This is a genomic window from Streptococcus urinalis 2285-97, from assembly GCF_000188055.2.
Taxonomy (GTDB): Bacteria; Bacillota; Bacilli; order Lactobacillales; family Streptococcaceae; genus Streptococcus; species Streptococcus urinalis.
Genome location: NZ_AEUZ02000001.1, coordinates 1,328,790 through 1,348,389, shown reverse-complemented (window position 1 = coordinate 1,348,389; position 19,600 = coordinate 1,328,790). Strand labels below are relative to the sequence as shown.

Genomic DNA, 19,600 nt, shown 5'->3' with positions numbered 1-19,600 from the left:
TCTCTTATTTATCGCATAATGGATTAAATTATGCTATAATGACATAGATTATATTTAGAATGGGGCAGTGTGTTATGCAACATGTATTCATCATCGGAAGTAGGGGTTTACCAGCAAAATATGGTGGATTTGAAACTTTTGTTGAGGAATTAGTCAAACATCAAACAAATCCAAAGATTCAATATCATGTTGCTTGTTTAAGCGACGATAGAAATCACGAACATTTTGACTATTGCGGTGCAGATTGTTTCACAATAAATCCACCAAAATTAGGTCCAGCTAGAGTTATTGCCTATGATATGATGGCGATTAGCTATGGTTTAGAAATGGTCAAAAAAGAAGGAATTAAATCTCCTATATTTTATGTGTTAGGAAATACGATTGGTGCCTTTGTGAAGCCTTTTATGACAAAAATAAAGTCTCTAGATGGCAAACTCTTCATTAATCCAGATGGATTAGAGTGGAAAAGATCTAAATGGTCGAAACCAGTCCAATCTTATTTAAAGTTATCTGAAAAAATGATGGCACAACATGCTGATTTAGTGATATCTGACAATAAAGGTATCGAGGATTATATAAAAAGTACTTATCCCAGTGCTAAGACAACTTTTATTGCTTACGGGACTGATACCATACCCTCTACTCTTTCAGTTGCTTCAAATAGAGTGAGAGATTATTTCACTAAATTCCAACTTAGTGAAAATAATTATTATTTAATTTTAGGAAGATTTGTTCCTGAAAATAACTATGAAACTGCTATTAGAGAATTTATGAAAGCGAAGACTGATAAAGATTTAGTTATCATTACAAATCATGATGGCAACAGTTTTTTTGAAGAGTTAAAAGAAAGAACACATTTTGAGAATGATCATCGTGTCAAGTTTGTTGGTACAGTATATGACCGTGAACTTCTGAATTACATACGTGAAAATGCCTTTGCTTATATTCATGGTCATGAGGTTGGTGGTACCAATCCAGGTTTACTAGAAGCTTTGGCACATACAAGATTAAATCTTGTATTAGGTGTCTCTTTCAATCAAAGTGTTGCTCAAGACTCGGTACTTTATTGGACAAAGGAACAAAATAATTTGTCTAGAATGATTGACGAATGCGAAAAAACTACCAATCATGAATTGTATAGCCAAAAGGCAAAAGCTATTATTCAGTCAAATTATACTTGGCAAAAAATTGTTGGAGAGTATGAGGATTTATTCTTAAATGAAAATTAATATCTTGATGTCCACATATAATGGTCAACAATTTCTGGAAGAACAGATTGAAAGTATTCAAAACCAAACGTTTACTGATTGGACACTCTATATTCGTGATGACGGCTCAACTGATCAAACACGACAGATCATTAATAGATTTGTAAAGCAAGATCATCGAATTAAGTGCATCAATTCTGATTCAGATAAAAACTTAGGTGTGATTGATAATTTTTACACACTATTAAAATATGATAAAGCGGACTTTTATTTTTTTAGTGATCAAGATGATATTTGGCTGCCAGAAAAAGTTCAATTGACATTGGAAGCAATAAGGAATCAGGTTCAAGATAAACCGGTATTAGTTTATACCGATTTGAAAGTTGTTGATCAAAACCTTAATGTTTTACATGAAAGTATGATAAAAACACAATCTGATCATGCAAATACACATTTAGTTGAAGAATTAACTGAAAACACCGTTACGGGTGGCACGATGATGATAAATCATGCCCTAGCGAAATTATGGGAAAATCAGCCAAATATCCTCATGCATGACTGGTTTTTAGCCATCATTGCAGCCGCTAAGGGTGAACTGATTTTTTTGCAAGTTCCTACGGAACTGTATAGACAGCATGCCAATAATGTTTTAGGCGCCAGAACACTAAAAAAAAGGATGCAACACTGGATAAGACCACACCAATTAATTCGTAAATATTGGTGGTTGATTCAATCAAGTCAGAAACAAGCAAGTTATTTGCTTGAAATGAACCTTGATGAAAATGAGAAAACACTAGTGGAAAATTATGTGAATCTACTGGAACAAGGTTTAAAACAAAGAATGAATATACTAAAAAGATACGGTTTTAGAAAAAACCGTCAGTTTCATACCTTTGTATTTAAAACATTAGTGATTACCAAATTTGGTTATAGGAGAGAGAAATAATGGAACTTTTCAGTAAAAAGAATCGTATTCTTTTGAAAGAATTAGTTAAAACAGATTTTAAATTACGATATCAAGGCAGTGCCATTGGATATCTTTGGTCAATTTTAAAGCCATTGTTAATGTTTACCATTATGTACATGGTATTTATCCGCTTTTTAAGACTTGGTGGTACAGTCCCTCACTTTCCAGTTGCTTTGCTTTTAGCCAATGTGATTTGGTCTTTCTTTTCAGAGGCAACAGGTATGGGGATGGTATCCATTGTTATGCGAGGGGACTTACTACGTAAGTTAAATTTCTCCAAAAATACGATAGTTTTATCGGCAGTTTTAGGGGCGCTAATTAACTTTATAATCAACCTTGTAGTTGTCTTAATCTTCTCAATCATAAATGGTGTATCGATATCACCTTATGCTTATATGTCAGTTTTCTTGTTTATTGAACTACTGGTTTTAGCTGTCGGTATCGCACTTATTTTATCGACAGCATATGTTTACTACAGGGATTTAGCACAAGTATGGGAAGTGTTGATGCAAGCTGGTATGTATGCTACTCCAATCATTTATCCTATTACCTTTTTGTCTGATCAGCATTTGTTAGCAGCTAAAATATTGATGTTGAATCCTTTGGCACAAATGATCCAAGATTTCAGATACCTCTTAATAGATAGAGCCAATGTTACTATCTGGCAAATGTCAAATCACTGGTATTACATAGCTATTCCTTATATCATTCCTTTTGTCATTTTAGGTTTTGGTATCCTTATTTTTAATAGAAATGCTAAGAAATTTGCGGAGATTATATAATGTTAGAAAAAGATGTTGCAGTAAAAGTAGAACATGTTAGTAAGTCCTTTAAACTTCCAACAGAGGCGACTAAAAGTTTTAGGACTGCCCTAGTTAATCGTTTTAGAGGAATTAAAGGTTTTACCGAACAACAAGTCCTAAAAGATATTGATTTTGATGTTTATAAAGGTGACTTCTTTGGTATAGTTGGTCGAAACGGTTCGGGAAAATCAACCCTATTAAAAATTATTTCACAAATTTACACTCCTGAAAAAGGGAATGTTCAGGTTGAAGGGAAAATGGTTTCTTTCATTGAACTTGGAGTCGGTTTTAACCCAGAATTGACTGGACGTGAAAACGTTTATATGAATGGAGCAATGCTCGGCTTTACAACTGAAGAAGTGGATGCCATGTATGATGATATTGTTAATTTTGCTGAACTTCATGATTTCATGAATCAAAAATTAAAAAATTACTCTAGTGGTATGCAAGTTCGTTTAGCATTTTCAGTTGCTATTAAAGCCGAAGGCGATGTCCTTATACTAGATGAAGTTTTGGCTGTTGGTGACGAAGCTTTTCAACGTAAATGTAATGACTATTTTATGGAAAGAAAAGAAAGCGGCAAAACAACTATTTTAGTGACACACGATATGGGAGCTGTTAAAAAATATTGCAATCGTGCTGTATTAATTGAGAATGGGCTTGTTAAAGCTTATGGGGAGCCAAATGATGTTGCTAACCAATATAGTTTAGATAACACTACAGCAACCTCAATTCAAGCAGATGTTACTGAAGAAGATATATTTGAAGAAGAAACCTCAAAAGTCTTAGTTGATAATTTGAAAATTCAATTATTAACACCGCAAAAAATGACTCCAGAAGATAGACTAAGCTTCAAAGCCTCTTTTGATGTGTTAGAAGATATCAATACATATTTGGCTTTGTCATTTACAGATATTGATCGAGGAATTTGGATTTATAATGATAATACAATGGATACATTGATTCATGGTAAGGGACATAAAGAAATTATTTATTCCTGTCATTTTCCAAATGTTAATGATATAAAAGTGAAATTAGAAACATCTGTTCGAGATGAAGATGGGAATATGCTTGCTTTTTCTGATTCTACCCAAACACCCGTTATACTTCAAAATCGTGTTGATATTGATCAAGATGATAAATCAGAAATGGATTCAGCAACTGGATTATTACGGAGAAACGGAGAATGGACTATTCAATGATTGAACCATTAGTTTCAATAATTGTAACCTGCTATAATCACGAAGATTATATAAAGGAATGTTTGAACAGCATTTATAAACAAAATTATTCCAATATTGAATTGTTGATTTTGAATGACGGCTCTACTGATAGTTCGATAAATCAGATAAACCAATCCATTGTTAATTCTCCTTTTCAGAGAACCTATTTATATTCTCATTCTAATCAAGGTGTTGTTTATACAAGAAATAAAGGAATTGAGTTAGCAAAAGGTGACTATCTTCTTTTTGTCGATAGTGATGATGCTTTACCTTATAATTATATTAGTTCATTAGTTAGTTCAGCTATTGAAAATGCCTCAGACATCGTTTACTGTGGTATGAAAAATATTGAAACTGAAGATTTAGTTTTAGAAGCAAGGCCGTTTAGTCTGGAACAATTACTATTAGGGAATTATATTCAAGTTAGTGCTTTAATCAATAAATCAATTGTTAAAGAATGTCGTTTTGACAATAATTTAGATCAAATTGAAGACTATGATTTTTTCCTACAATTAATTATAAAAGAAAAGGCTAAAGCATCTCCGAATAATGATGTTTTCTTACGTTATAGAATCTTAGAAACCTCACGTTCTTCTCGAGGTGATCAGGCAAGCTTTTATAGAGCATACACCTATATTCTTCTCAAGTACAAAAAAGATTTACCTTACTACGTAGAAAAAGCTGAATCTATTCATTTTAAAAGGAATTTTGCTTTAGATAGGGCATTACATCAAAAAGTCACTATTTATTTGTCTATTGATAATAAAGGCTTTAATCAAAAAGATGTTTTAGAATTTCGATTTAAGTCAGATAACCAAATCTCTTTTTCAGTCCCAAATAATACGACAGCATTAAGAGTTGATATCTCCGAGTTACCTTCTTATTTTAAAAAGGTCTCATTGCTTGATAATGACTTCCAAACAGAGTTAATTCCAACTTGCTTGAATGGCAAAGTTGTTCAAAATCATGTTTTATTTGCAGATCCAGATCCACAGCTTTACTATGATATCTCTGGTATAACAAGCACTGATTTTACATTACGTTATCAAATGTTTGATGAAGATGATTTGTTTGCTTCAGATTATGTGGCAAAACAGTTGAGCAAGGAACTCGCCGATACCTATGATCAATTAATGCATTATTCACCCTATAAAGCAATGTATTTTCAATCTGAAAAAATTAGAGAAGCCTATAAATCACAGTTAGAAGAAATGGTAGACCGCTATAATTCAGTTACTCATTCTAGACGATGGATTATTCCAACTAAAATAATAAATATATTTAGGAGAAAAAAATGAAACGTCTACTTTTATATGTTCATTTTAATAAATTTAATAGAGTCTCTAATCATGTCATATATCAATTGAGTCAGATGCGTCCATTGTTTTCAAATATTATTTTTATTTCAAATAGCTTAGTAGATGAAAACCACCTTAATTTTTTACAAGAAAAACATTTGGTAAATGATATCATTCAAAGGGAAAATATAGGTTTTGATTTTGCTGCATGGCGAGATGGAATGAAGTCTGTCGGTTTTGAAAATATTTCTCATTTTGATTCAGTTACAGTTATGAATGATACTTGTTTCGGACCTTTATGGGATATTAAAGACTATTATTCAAAATTTGAATTGGATGATTCAGTTGACTTTTGGGGCCTTACTAATAATAGAGAGACTAAAAAATCAAAAAAAAGTCAAGGTTATCCAGAACATATTCAAAGCTATTTTATCTCATTTAAAAAGCCTGTTTTAGAATCTAACGTATTTAGAGACTTTTGGGAAAATATTCAGGACTTTACAAATGTACAAGATGTTATTAATAGTTATGAGACCCAAGCAACTAGTAAATTTGTAAAAGAAGGATTCAGGTATAAGACTGTCTTTGATACTATTGATGCCGATATGACTGGCATGTTACATCCTGATTTTTCCTATTATAATCCTACAGCCATTCTCAAAAATCGTGTACCTTTTATAAAGGTAAAGGCTATTGATGCACATCAAGGGATAACACCCTATATTATTGATGAGATTGAAAGAACAAGCACATATCCAATTGATTTAATTGTTTCACACATGTCTGATATTAATTATCCTGATTTTAAATATTTATTAGGACATAAATACCTTGATAAATCTTTGCATCAACCAATCACTAAAAAAGTAGCAATACATCTACATGTATTTTATGTAGACCTCTTACCTGAATTTTTAGATGCATTTTCATCATTCCACTTTAAATATGATTTATTTATCACCACAGATAGTGAGTCTAAAAAGCAAGAAATAGATGAGGTTCTAACAGAATTTAATGCACCAGCTACTGTTTATGTGACTGGTAATATTGGCCGGGATGTATTGCCAATGCTTAAATTAAAGGAAAAGCTAGCAGCTTATGATTATATTGGGCATTTTCATACGAAAAAATCTAAAGAAGCAGATTTTTGGGCTGGTGAATCTTGGCGAAATGAATTAATTGATATGATGGTAAAACCAGCTGACACTATTTTAGCTAATCTTGAAAATGAGACTATAGGTTTAGTGATTGCTGATATTCCAACCTTTTTTAGATATAATAAAATTGTCGATGCTTGGAATGAAAATAAAATTGCACCTGTCATGAATGACCTATGGCAAAAAATGCATTTACATAAAACCATTGATTTTAACCAATTTCATAGTTTTGTAATGAGTTATGGTACATTTGTTTGGTTTAAATATGATGCTTTAAAACCACTCTTTGATTTGGAACTTAATGATCAAGATGTACCAAGAGAACCATTACCACAAAATTCGATCTTACATGCTATTGAGAGATTATTAATCTACATTGCATGGGATCAACACATGGATTTTAGAATTTCAAAAAATCCAGTAGATTTAACTGCTTTTGTTGATAATAAATTATTGAACGAACGTGGAGATAGTGCACCACACACTTACGTTGATTTCAATCATTTAGGTGGTATTAAAGGTGCCATAAAATATATATTTATTGGTCCAGCACGAGCTGTTAAATACATTATTAAACGTAGTCTGGAGAAATTGAAATCGAAATGAATTTTCTTAAAAAATTTAACCAGCACTTGATTTTAGAAAATATACTTGCTTTTATTTTTGCATTCTATATTAACTTTTATTCAATTAACAGTGCTATATTAACTAAAAGTTCTAGTGATTCACCATTTCAACACTTACTATCTTTTAGTTTGATTGCTTGTTTAATTTCAGGTGTTGGTCTCTCTTATTATGTGATGAGAAATCTAAGTAAAAATTTATTTATTAAATTAGGTATTTCATATATTGCCTACCTTTTAACCAGTTATTTTATCATCATAACGAGGAATTTAAATAATAAAGATTTTGATATCTGGCAACTTCAAAAAAATAATTTTTTTCAATGGAAAGGATTATTGATAGTTGCTATATTACTTGTTATTTCACTTATTTATTATTTTGTATTACCAAAAATTCCTATTTTAAACCAAAAAAATAATTTAATTGAGAGTAATAATAGTAATCAGTATATTATTGCATTGCTTGTAAGTTTTTTTATATTAAATGATACTTCATTTGTTACTGCAATTGCTGATCATTTACCCGATTTTACAACCTTAACAAATTACAGTACTTACACGAGAAATGCTCTGGTTACGGTAATCGAATTACTATTTATTTTTTCTATTATCAATCTGCTTATCTTAAACGCATTAAGTCATATTAAGCATATTAAAACGTCATTATCGTTAGCTTTTACAACAAGTTTGGCATTCGGTATTCTCTTTAATTACACCCTTCAGTATGGGGTTAGAGGAAATTCTGATTTAGCAGGAAAATATATTGTTCCAGGTGGAACGGTTTACCAGATTGTCATTATCACACTCTTTTCTTTTCTTTGTTATGTGTTGATAAATAGATATATCGCAACAACATTATTTTTGACTGTTTTAGGAATTGCTATTTCTATTGCAAATATTCTAAAAGAGTCAATGAGGAGTGAACCATTATTAATTACGGATTTTACTTGGATTCAAGAGATAAATACCGTATTATCATTTGTTAATTCAAAAATCATTATTTATATTATTCTAGCTATTGTTTTACCAATCATTATTTACTTTGTTCTTAGAAAATTTACTGAAGTTCAACCAATTGTAAAAAGTTGGAAATTAAGAGTTAGCACTGTTTTCTTACTTATTCTTTCTTTTGTAACGATTTTTACATCATTTAAATATGTTTCAAAACATAAAGAAACTAGTCATATTCCAGTTATTTCCAGTTTAAACAATTGGGCAAGTATTGAGTGGATGGGATTTAATGTTAATGCAAAATATAAATCTGTGATGTTTGTGTGGTCAAAACAACTTACCATGTCTGTAATTGAAGAGCCTTCTGGTTATTCTCAACAAAAAATTTCGTCTATCTATAAAAAATATGACAAATTATCGAAAGAAATTAACAAAACAAGATCAAACAATATAAAAAATCAAACAGTAATCTATGTACTTAGCGAAAGCTTGTCAAATCCAAATAGAATACCTGCAGTTTCTTTACAAGAAGATTTACTTCCGAATATTGATGCCATAAAAGAACAAACAACTAGTGGATTGATGCAATCAGATGGTTTTGGTGGTGGCACTGCTAATATGGAATTCCAAACATTAACAGGTTTACCTTTTTACAATTATTCATCTTCTGTATCAACTTTATATACAGAAGTTGTTCCTAAAATGTCTTATTTCCCATCAATTAGTGATCAGTTTTCTTCTAAAAATAGAATAGTAATTCATCCTGCAAGTGCAAGTAGTTACAGTAGAAAATATATCTATAATAGACTTAATTTTGATAAATTGATATTTGAAACTGGTGGTACTGAAAAATTGAAAAATGTTGAAAACACGGGTATTTATCCAAGTGATCAGACTGTTTATAATAATGTTATTGATAATATAAATACGAAAGAAAATCAATTTTTCTCAGTTATTACAATGCAAAATCATGCCTTATGGTCAATAGGTGATCCATCAGATCTGGTTGTAACTGGAGAAGGATTTCCTCAAGAATCAAATGATTATCTAACGAGTTATTCAAGATTACTCACTCATACAGATACTTATACTAAGGAATTTTTAGATAATCTTTCAAAAATTAATAAAAATATAACAGTCGTCTTTTATGGAGACCATTTGCCAGGATTTTATCCTGACAGTGCTTTTAAAGAAGCAGTAAATGAGAAACATGAGACAGACTATTTTATCTGGAGTAATCATCAAACGAAAAAACTTAATCACCCATTGGTGAACTCTAGTGATTTCACAGCAGAATTATTGGAACACACTAATTCTAAAGTGTCACCTTATTATGCTTTACTCACACAAGTATTAGAAAATGCTAGTGTTGACAAAACAACATTATCTAAATCTCAAAAAGAAATAGCTAATGACCTTAAAATGATACAATATGATATTACTCTTGGGAAAGATTATATTGGAAAACATAAAAAATTTTTTAACATAGGAGATTAAGATGGCTGAGAAAATAGCAGTTCTTTTACCAGCATACAATGAAGAAGTAACCATTCAAAAAGTGATCAAAGATTTTCAGACCTATTTACCACAGGCTGATATTTATGTCTACGATAATAATTCTAAGGATCGAACAAATGAATTAGCTAGAGAAGCAGGAGCCATTGTTCGTTTTGAACCCCGACAAGGGAAAGGAAATGTTGTTCGTTCAATGTTCCGTGAAATTGATGCTGATTATTATATTATGATTGATGCAGATGATACCTATCCTGCTGCTGAAGTTGAAAAATTATTAGAGCCATTACGAACTGGTATGGCCGATATGACTATTGGAGATCGTTTATCAAATGGAACATATGCCAAAGAAAATAAACGTGGTTTCCACGGATTTGGTAATAATCTTGTAAAACAATTGATTAATAAACTATACAAGGGTAACTATGAAGACATCATGACAGGCTATCGTGGTTTTAATCGTTTGTTTGTCAAAACATTTCCAGTTTTATCACCAGGATTTGAAATTGAAACAGAATTATCCATTCATTCTTTAGATAAACGTTTTAAACTAGTAGAAGTACCGATTACTTATCAAGATCGACCAGAAGGTAGTGAGTCAAAATTAAATACATTTTCAGATGGCTTTAAAGTATTGAAAATGATTTTTAACCTCTTTAAGGACTACAAACCATTACTATTCTTTAGTCTAGTAAGTCTGGTATTATTTATAATTGGTTTATTAATTGGCATTCCAGTTATTAGTGAGTTTGCGCATACTGGTTTAATTCATAAAATGCCATCAGCTATTTTAGCGACTGGTTTCATGATTTTAGCAGCTTTATCCTTTGTTTCTGGATTTATTTTAGATACCATAGTTAGACAAAATAGAATGCAGTATGAATTACAAGTTTATAATTATTACGAAAGAAATAAATAATTATGGTCAAAAATTCCTTTTCAAAATGTATTGATTTTTTTCTGAAATGGCGTTATTTATGGGGTTTAATCGCATTTATTGTTGGATTAAGTCTTAATTTGCATGGTAGTTCCATTTCAAATTGGAACAACTATGGTGTGACTGAATTGACAAATGGTCAACAAATGAAAACAGTTAATCAGTATTCTAAAGGTGACCAAATAAATATTCTGTCTGAATTAAAACATTGGGTATCTTATCCTCCTAAGTCAGATGGTACAATAATTGGATACCCTAGAATGATTAGAACTGATGAGTGGCTAGTACAAACACCTTTCTTTATTTCACAAGCAAATACTGGAGCTAAATTAGTCAATAAGTCTTACGGTTTATCAGGACAAAATATGGTTATCAGTTATAATGCACCTGTTAAGGATATTTCTGTCATTGGTAAACCATTTAATTGGGGGTTTCTATTTTTAGGACCAACCAAAGGCTTATCTTGGTATTGGTGTAGTAAGATAATTCTTATGCTTTTGTTAGCATTCGAGTTTTCTATGATTATAACGAAAAAAAATAAATTATTATCTACTATAGGTAGCTTTTGGATTACTTATACACCAGCAATACAGTGGTGGTGTATGCAACATCTCGGGGATGTAGTCTTTTATTCATTAGCCATTATGGTTTTGATACATCACTTTTTTAATACAAAGTCTGTAATTAAAAAAATAGGATTGGTAAGTTTATTGGTAGCATCAATAATAGGATTTGTATTGGTTATTTACCCAGCTTTTCAAGTTCCTTTTGCTTATCTAATTTTAGGATTTTTCATTATTGAATTTGTAAACTATTTAAAGAAAAAGAAGTTTCATTTAATAGATTTTACACTAATAACAACAACTCTTATTGCATCATTAGGTGTTATTGGATGGACTTTATACAGAAGTTCCGATGCGTTGAAGCTTACTTTGAATACCTTGTACCCCGGTCATAGAGAGTCTTTCGGTGGCAATTTTCCAATTTCGCATTTTTCTGATTTATTTTTATCATTTATCATTCCATTTAAAATTCCATCATTTATAAACCAAGTTGAAGCATCTTCATCTATAGGATTATTGATTCCAATTCTAGTTCTTATCCCTTTTCTATTCTTCATGAAAAATTTAAAAGAGAATTATTTTGGAATCTTTATGAGCATTTACACTTTTTTCCTTTTCATTTATACATTTGTTGGTGTGCCAAAAATACTTGCTAAAGTAACCTTATTTACTTATGTCACTTCAGCACGTTCTTGGCAAGCTCTCTCTGTTATTAGTGTATTTGCATCAATTTGGTTGATTTCATATCTGTGGCGGGAGAAAAATAGAATCTATAAATGGCTTTTATTGACAACTTCAACCCTATTAATGGTTGGCTTAACTTGGTTAACATCTAAAGACCTTAATGTCATTGGTTATATTGGAAAAAAATATTTAATAGCACTTGCTCTTTTATATATTGTTATTGTTGCAATGGCAATATTTAGGCAGCGTCTCGTCTTTACTATTTTAATTATGGGGGCTATAATCATCAGTGGTTTTACGGTTAATCCCGTTGTTAAAGGAATGTCGGTGATTACTGACAAAAAGGTTTCAACTGAAATTTCAAAACTAGTTAAGGCAGATAAAGAAGCAAGATGGGTTACAGAAGGTAGTTTATATAATTACCCACAAATGTTTGGTGCCAAGACAATCAATAGTGTTAGATTTTATCCAGATGTTAAATTGATGAATCAATTAGATCCAAATCATAAAATGGAAAAATATTGGAATCGTTATTCCCATATGCAAGTTTTCTTAACTAAAGATAACCTAACCATGGACTCACCAGTACCAGACGTTTTGACGATTCATTTAAATGAGTCAGGTTTAAGTAAAACAAAAGTCAAATATATATTGAGTTATAGAGACTTAAATAAAGAATTTGGAAATGATTTTAAACTGATTTATGGTCCAGATAAAGATGGTAATAGTATTTACCAATATACAAAATAATGACGGAGATTAAGATGATAAAATCAATTAATAGATTTATGCATACTGAAGTTTTCAAGTACTTATTCTTTGGAGTGCTGGCAACAATTGTTTATATGACAGTTAGGTTCATTTCATTTTCATTATTGAGGGAAGCGACTGTTTCAGCAACGATTGCCAATATTTGTGCCATTATTTTTGCATTTTTTACAAATGACAAATACGTTTTTAATCAGGCTAAAAAAGGTTGGTTCCAACGATTTGTTAAATTTGTTATTGCTAGGATCTTTACATTAGTATTGGATTTATTATTAGCTTACTTCTTAGTTGAAAAATTTCCAGGAATTATAGGACAATTTGTCAATCAAAATATTGATATGATTAATGCCATTGAAACGATTATCGGTCAGGTTTTAATCATTGTTCTCAATTACGTCTTTAGTAAGTTATTTATTTTTCAAGATAATCGATAAAAAACAATCTATCACAGATTGTTTTTTTAGTTTAATTTCGAATAGTTACAGTGAATAAAAGAAAAGGAGTTATTATTTGAAAAAAATCAAAACATTTTTATTCGCAACAACTATATTAGGTACTATTCTAGCAACGTCATCAGCATATGCAAATGAAGTAGTAGAGGTCACCCGTACGGAATTAGATAAATCACAAAAGCAATTTGAAGTACATGTAACGAGTAAAAAATTGCCAAGTGAATCTGCGATTTCTTCTGTAGATATTGCTGTGTGGTCTCAGGAAAAAGGTCAAGATGATTTACATTGGTATAAAGCAATAAAAGAAAATGATAGCAGTTTTAAAGCTGTTATACCTCTATCAAATCACGGCAATAGAGTAGGTGCCTATGAGACACATGTCTATACGCATTTTAATAATGGTAAAGAAATGGGCAAATCTTTTCCAACTTTGAATGTCACTATGGAAAAGCCAGAAATAACTATAAAAGGTAACGATCTATTTTTATCTTATCCCTTTGATAAACCACAAGATAGTCAATTAAAAGTAGCAATTTGGTCAGAAGAAAAAGGTCAAGATGACTTAGAATGGTATACTGTAGATCCAAGTAGACCTATCAAGATTAATCTTTCAAAACATAAAGGTGCTTTACTTAATATCCATAGTTATTTAGAAGAAGAGGATAACTTAAATGGTATCTCTGCACAAACCATTTCTAGAATTGAATCTGAAGAAAAAGCAACTAATATGTCCGAAGAGCATGATAATAGAACAAGTGGCTTATTAGAAACCAAGAATGCTTCAGAAAAGTTGATGACACAGTTTACCAATTTAAATTCTCAAAATGTTACACTGCAAATATCAAATGTTTCAGATAATTATTCTGAATTAAAGGTTCCAGTCTGGACGAAAGAAAATGGACAAGATGATATTAAGTGGTATCAGGCTAAAAAAACGGGTAAAGGTAGTTTTCAGCTTATGATTCCTTTATCAAATCATGGTTTTGAAATGGGACAATATCAGGCTCATATTTATGGTATTCATTCTAAAACCGGAGAACAAAAGAATTTACTCGATACTGGAGGATTTCAAATTACTTCTATTTCGGGTTTAGAAAAACCAAAAGTTCAGATGGAAGACTATAAGAATGGAAAGTATTCAGTGACAGTTAATGAAACACTACTTTCTAGAAAAGTGACACATTTAAATGTACGAGTTCGTTCATTAAATACAAATGAAATTGAAAAAACAGTTACTGTTGCAGCAAATCAATTTGGAAAAGCAAAGGCACTATTTAATCTTTTTGATTCTAGTGATCATATAAAAAGCTATCAGGTAGAAGCAGTAGTAACCTATTCTGATAATCAAAAAGAAACTTTTGATTTAGGTAATATCTCATTAGAAAACCAAATGCAAGAAAGTAAAGGAAATAACATTTCAAATTTCACAAAAAAGCAACAAATCATTACGAAATACATTTCTGAAACGAACACTTATCCTCATGGGCAATGTACTTGGGGAGTGAAAGAAATTGCAAAGTGGATACCTAATAATTTGGGGAATGCAACGGTTTGGGCAAAGAAAGCAAAACAATATGGCTTTAAAGTAGGTACGGAACCAAAAGTTGGAGCCATAGCTGTTTGGCCTAAAGATGCCGGTGGTCTAGGACATGTTGCCGTTGTGACTCATGTTTCATCAAATACCAAAATTCAAGTTAAAGAATCAAATTATGATGGTAAAAAATATATTGGTAATTTTAGAAAATGGTTTAATCCTTATTTACACTATTGGGGAGGAGAAGTTTACTACATCTACAATAACTGATTTTTAAATATGCTTTCTTGAAAGTAATTTATAATAATGCTAAAATAGTAAGAAAATTATAATTTCGAGAGAGACTAGTTGAAAAAGAAAATGTATAAGTCAAAAAAACACTGGGTGATTGCCAGTGTTGCAACGGTTGCGATATTAGGAACACACCAAGCTACTATTTTAGCTGACAGTAGTGATACTACGATGATTAATCCCACAACTACAGAATCCAGTGCAAGTACACCAAGTAGCGAGCAGACTTCAACGATTTCATCAAGTCAAAGTGATGAAACAGCTGTGACGACAGATCATTCTTCTGAAGTGACAACAAGTTCTGAAGAAATGGCGAGTGTCACTTCTGATAGTAGGGAAACGTCTACGAGTAGTGCTGAGAGTCAATCTCAAACTCTTACTGATTCCGAAACGGCTAATGATGACAAGGTTAATTTAGGAGCTAACACAGTCACTTCAGAAACAGCTAGTTCTAGTGCTATTAATAGTCAAACGCAAAGTTTTGTGAAAGCTCGTGTCTTAGCGACAAGTCCTCAAGCACAAGCGACAGAACCAGTTCAAGCTCCAGTGACGGCAACCATAGAAGGTGATAAGACACTACACATCACCTACCAAAAGGAAATGACTGCAGGAACCGACGTTATTTTTGCAGTTTGGGGAGACCAAAATGCTCAAAATGATTTGGTTTGGTATAAAGCCTCAGATTTAGGCGCAGCTTATGTTGATTTAACTAAGCATAGAGAATACGGTCTTTATCATGTTAATACTTATACAAGGACCAATGGTCAAATGACAGGTGTCAGTGCCTTGACACTTAGTTTTCCCAAACCACAAGTCAGTGCAGAGGTGACGAAACTATCTGACACCCAATTTCAAATTGATGTCACTCAAGTTCCTTCTACTATCACAGCAGTCCGTATCCCTGTTTGGACAAGTCAAAATAATCAAGATGACCTCAAATGGTATCAAGCGATACAAGTAGCTAGTGGCCATTACCAAGTAACAGTCAATACTGCTGATCATCATAATGAAATGGGTCATTACAATATTCATATCTATGGCCAAAGTACGATAACAGGCAGTCAAGTTGGTTTAACCGTAACTGGTTATGATAATGTGGATACACGACCAAATGCACAAGTTAGCATTGTTGACTATGCACAAGATAAGACGAGCTTTACCGTCCAAGTCACAGGAACAAGTAGTACCAAAACAATTACCAAAGTGAGTATCGCAGCTTGGTCAGAGACTGATGGTCAAGATGATCTTAAATGGTACACACCAGTTCTTAAGAATAATCAAGCTAGTCAAGTTATTAATATAGCAGATTTGAGTAATACTACAGATCTTTATCGTGTTCATGTCTATACGCAGTACAGTGATGGTAGTCAAGTAGGAACAAATCTAGGTGCCTACCAAATCACAAAACCAAGTCTTAAGACTGAAGTGGATACACAAATGACTGATAGTGGAATAAATGTTAAGGTCACTTCGAATATGGTCACCAATTATCAAAAGGTTAAATTTGCCGTGTGGTCAGTTGTCAACGGTCAGGATGATCTTAAGTGGTATCAGGCAGATGCGACAGGTAAGGCTTTCATTCCATTTACCAATCATAAAGGTTATGGCGATTATCGCATTGATACCTATAGTTTTGAAAATGGTAGCCATGGCTTAAAGAGTAGTACAGTGACTAGAAATGTACCCCAAGATGCAACTATAAACTTAAAAAATAAAGTAACAACTCAAAATTATCAGAAATCTGATGGGACAATTGATGTTGTCGTTTTACAAGGAGAAAACGATAAAACCATAAATAAAGTCAGAGTGGCTGCATGGTCAGAAGAAAAGCAGAGTAACCTTTATTGGTATACCTCTAGTGTTAATCAATCTGGCAAGGTAGTGATTACTGTTAATCAAGCTAATCATTATGGAATTCAAGGAAATTATACAATACATACTTATTTAGATTATAGTGATGGTACATCATCTGGAACTAATCTAGGTCAATTTCTTTTAAATGGACCAACAGCAACTTCAGCATCGCAAGGCAATTATAAAGCTATTAATAAAGTAATATACCTTGATGCTGGACATGGTGGTTATGATTCAGGAGCCTCATATTACAATCAATATGAAAAAACATTAAATCTACAAATTCAAAAATTGGTTCAATCAAAATTACAGGCTTTGGGTTATACTGTTCTTGCCACCCGTCAGTCTGATGTTTTTATTGATTTATTGGACCGTTCAAAAGAGGTCAATGCAACAAATGCAGATATTTTTGTGAGCATCCATATTAATGCGTCTACAAGTTCTGCTGCAAATGGTATAGAAACATATTATTATCAATATTATTCAGATTATCCATCACAAATAAATGATGTATTTGATGAAAATCCTGAAAGGCTTGCCAAAAGTGCTATTTTAGCCAATGCCGTTCAAAGTGCATTAATTGCTAATACCGGTGCTCAAAACAATGGTGTCAAAAGAGAAGCTTTCTCAGTATTAAGAGAGACGACTGCTCCAGCAATTTTAGCTGAACTAGGTTTTATTTCTAACTATTCAGAGATGACAAAACTTACTCAATCTGCCTACCAAGAACAGTTAGCAAACGGTATTGTTTCAGGGATTCAAAAATATTACGCTAGTATTTAATGCTAAAGAAAATCACGGGTTTCCCGTGATTTTTATGTTATAATAGAGGGTACGCAATAATGAAGCGAGGTACAAAAATGATTGATACAAGCCAAAAAGAAGAGCGTGTAATATTGTTGGGAGTATCTCTGCAAAACACGCAAAATTTTGAAATGTCAATGCAAGAGTTAGCAAATTTAGCTAAAACAGCAGGTGCAAATGTTGTTGCAACTTATTATCAAAATAGAGAAAAATATGATAGTAAAACTTTTATCGGTTCAGGAAAATTGACTGAATTAAAAAACATGATTGATGCTGATGAAATTGATTCTGTTATTGTTAATAATCGATTAACACCTCGACAAAATTCTAATTTAGAAAATCTATTAGAAGTTAAAGTGATCGACAGAATGCAGTTAATATTGGATATTTTTGCCTTGAGGGCGAGAAGTCATGAAGGAAAATTGCAAGTTCACCTGGCTCAATTAAAATACATGCTGCCTCGACTTGTTGGACAAGGTGTTATGTTAAGTCGTCAAGCAGGGGGGATTGGTAGTAGAGGACCAGGAGAAAGTCAACTTGAGCTAAATAGAAGATCAATTAGAAATCAAATCAATGACATTGAAAGACAACTAAAAATAGTTGAGAAAAACAGGCAGACCATTAGAGAAAAAAGATTAGATGCAAAAACGTTTAAAATTGGTTTGATTGGTTACACCAATGCTGGTAAATCAACTATCATGAATTTATTAGTAGATGATTTTCAGTATGAAGCAGATGAATTATTTGCTACCCTTAATGCGACAACAAAACAAATTTATTTACAAAATCAATTTCAAGCAACTTTGACTGATACTGTAGGCTTTATACAAGATTTACCGACAGAGTTAATAGCTGCTTTTCGATCAACCTTAGAAGAAAGTCGACATGTTGATTTGCTTTTACATGTTATTGATGCAAGTGACCCAAGCCATACGGAACATGAAAAGGTTGTGAATGATATTCTAGAAGATTTAGGCATGAATGATATTCCTAAATTGGCTATTTATAATAAAATGGATAAAGTAGAACAATTAACTGCCACAGCATTCCCTAATGTTAGGTTATCAGCTTATAAAAGTGATAGTACAGATAGATTGAGAAAGTTAATAATAGATGAAATTAGAGATATTTTTATCCCTTTTTCGATTAAAGTTCATCAAAAAGATTTATATAAATTATATGAACTCAATAAAATAGCATTAATAGAACCTTACCAGTTTGAAAATGAAGTCGAAGAAATTAGTGGTTATATTTCTGAAAAAAATAGATGGTATTTGGAGGCATTTTATGACTGATTTTATTCAATTAGCAAAAACATACGGTGGTTTTACAAGTCTTGATACTGTTTATCTGACAAATATTCTTAAACAGTTAACAGATCAACAAAAACTTCAATTTATTACACCACCACCCAGTGTTTTAAATGCTTATTTTGCAGAGATATATCAGAAAAAGTCTCCAGAAAAGGCTACTCAATACTATTTTGATTTGTCTAAATCTTTAAGCATCTTAAATGAGAATCCAAGTTTTCAAGAAGAAAAACCTTTTGTCAGGCTCAATTTGCTGGGAAAATCATTTGGATATTGTTATAAAAATGAAGACGAAGAAGCAATTGTTTTTTCTGAAAAAAAAGAAATCATCACAGATAGTATTTTATTTGAATTAGCAAGTGTGTTTCCAAATTATTTAATTTATATTGAAAATGATATTATTAAAATGAAACCTTTTGATATTCATTTAGAGGTTGTTGAAACTTTAGAACAAAATGTCAGTGAATTAGCAGAAGTAGAAAAATTAACAGATAACGTTGTGAAGCTTTCAAGTTTTAATCAAGAAGATCTAGTGACACTCAAGAAAGATTTTGAAGGTGAACTTTATTACCACTCAAAAGATAGAAAAGCAACAATATTTGTTAAGAAAAAGTGAAAGGAAGCATTAAGGCAATAATTGGATTGTCTGAAATGATTTATA

General features: G+C 31.7%; 14 protein-coding genes. All 14 read left to right on the top strand.

What is annotated here, in order from left to right; all coding sequences use genetic code 11:
- The first annotated feature begins 74 nt into the window (after positions 1-74).
- The 14 genes from cps2T to STRUR_RS06800 all read left to right on the top strand — a co-directional run bounded on the left by cps2T (position 75) and on the right by STRUR_RS06800 (position 19,555).
- Positions 75-1,229 carry a beta 1-4 rhamnosyltransferase Cps2T gene (gene cps2T / locus STRUR_RS06865; protein WP_006740487.1) on the top strand — a complete coding sequence of 385 codons (1,155 nt, stop codon included), beginning with the start codon at positions 75-77 and terminating at the stop codon, positions 1,227-1,229.
- Complete coding sequence (locus tag STRUR_RS06860; protein ID WP_006739904.1) at positions 1,219-2,154, top strand: glycosyltransferase family 2 protein; 936 nt, start codon at positions 1,219-1,221, stop codon at positions 2,152-2,154. The genes cps2T and STRUR_RS06860 overlap by 11 nt, the downstream gene beginning before the upstream one ends.
- A complete protein-coding gene (locus tag STRUR_RS06855; RefSeq protein ID WP_006738943.1) occupies positions 2,154-2,957 on the top strand; it encodes an ABC transporter permease in 804 nt (267 codons plus the stop codon). The genes STRUR_RS06860 and STRUR_RS06855 overlap by 1 nt, the downstream gene beginning before the upstream one ends.
- A complete protein-coding gene (locus STRUR_RS06850; protein ID WP_006739745.1) occupies positions 2,957-4,180 on the top strand; it encodes an ABC transporter ATP-binding protein in 1,224 nt (407 codons plus the stop codon). Before STRUR_RS06855 ends, STRUR_RS06850 begins: the two co-directional genes overlap by 1 nt.
- The gene (locus STRUR_RS06845; RefSeq protein WP_006740568.1) at positions 4,165-5,499 is read left to right on the top strand and encodes a glycosyltransferase family 2 protein; all 1,335 of its coding nucleotides are present in this window, start codon (positions 4,165-4,167) and stop codon (positions 5,497-5,499) included. The genes STRUR_RS06850 and STRUR_RS06845 overlap by 16 nt, the downstream gene beginning before the upstream one ends.
- Positions 5,496-7,262 (top strand): rhamnan synthesis F family protein, encoded by a 1,767-nt coding sequence (locus tag STRUR_RS06840; RefSeq protein WP_006739186.1) that lies wholly within the window; start codon positions 5,496-5,498, stop codon positions 7,260-7,262. Before STRUR_RS06845 ends, STRUR_RS06840 begins: the two co-directional genes overlap by 4 nt.
- The gene (locus tag STRUR_RS06835) at positions 7,259-9,727 is read left to right on the top strand and encodes an LTA synthase family protein (RefSeq protein ID WP_006739260.1); all 2,469 of its coding nucleotides are present in this window, start codon (positions 7,259-7,261) and stop codon (positions 9,725-9,727) included. Before STRUR_RS06840 ends, STRUR_RS06835 begins: the two co-directional genes overlap by 4 nt.
- 1 nt (position 9,728) lies before the next feature.
- Entirely contained in the window at positions 9,729-10,661 is a 933-nt protein-coding gene (locus STRUR_RS06830) for a glycosyltransferase family 2 protein (protein WP_006739189.1), read from the top strand.
- 2 nt (positions 10,662-10,663) lie between these two features.
- Positions 10,664-12,676 carry a DUF7657 domain-containing protein gene (locus STRUR_RS06825; protein ID WP_006738536.1) on the top strand — a complete coding sequence of 671 codons (2,013 nt, stop codon included), beginning with the start codon at positions 10,664-10,666 and terminating at the stop codon, positions 12,674-12,676.
- A 14-nt stretch (positions 12,677-12,690) separates the two neighbouring features.
- Positions 12,691-13,128 (top strand): GtrA family protein, encoded by a 438-nt coding sequence (locus tag STRUR_RS06820; protein ID WP_006740112.1) that lies wholly within the window; start codon positions 12,691-12,693, stop codon positions 13,126-13,128.
- Between the two features lie 76 nt (positions 13,129-13,204).
- On the top strand, positions 13,205-14,950 hold the full coding sequence (locus tag STRUR_RS06815; RefSeq protein ID WP_006739013.1) for a GBS Bsp-like repeat-containing protein: 1,746 nt from the start codon (positions 13,205-13,207) through the stop codon (positions 14,948-14,950).
- 78 nt (positions 14,951-15,028) lie between these two features.
- On the top strand, positions 15,029-17,608 hold the full coding sequence (locus STRUR_RS06810; protein ID WP_006738421.1) for a GBS Bsp-like repeat-containing protein: 2,580 nt from the start codon (positions 15,029-15,031) through the stop codon (positions 17,606-17,608).
- Positions 17,609-17,685: 77 nt separating this feature from the next.
- On the top strand, positions 17,686-18,924 hold the full coding sequence (hflX, locus tag STRUR_RS06805; protein WP_126430506.1) for a GTPase HflX: 1,239 nt from the start codon (positions 17,686-17,688) through the stop codon (positions 18,922-18,924).
- Positions 18,917-19,555 carry a hypothetical protein gene (locus STRUR_RS06800; protein WP_006738758.1) on the top strand — a complete coding sequence of 213 codons (639 nt, stop codon included), beginning with the start codon at positions 18,917-18,919 and terminating at the stop codon, positions 19,553-19,555. Before hflX ends, STRUR_RS06800 begins: the two co-directional genes overlap by 8 nt.
- Positions 19,556-19,600: the final 45 nt, after the last annotated feature.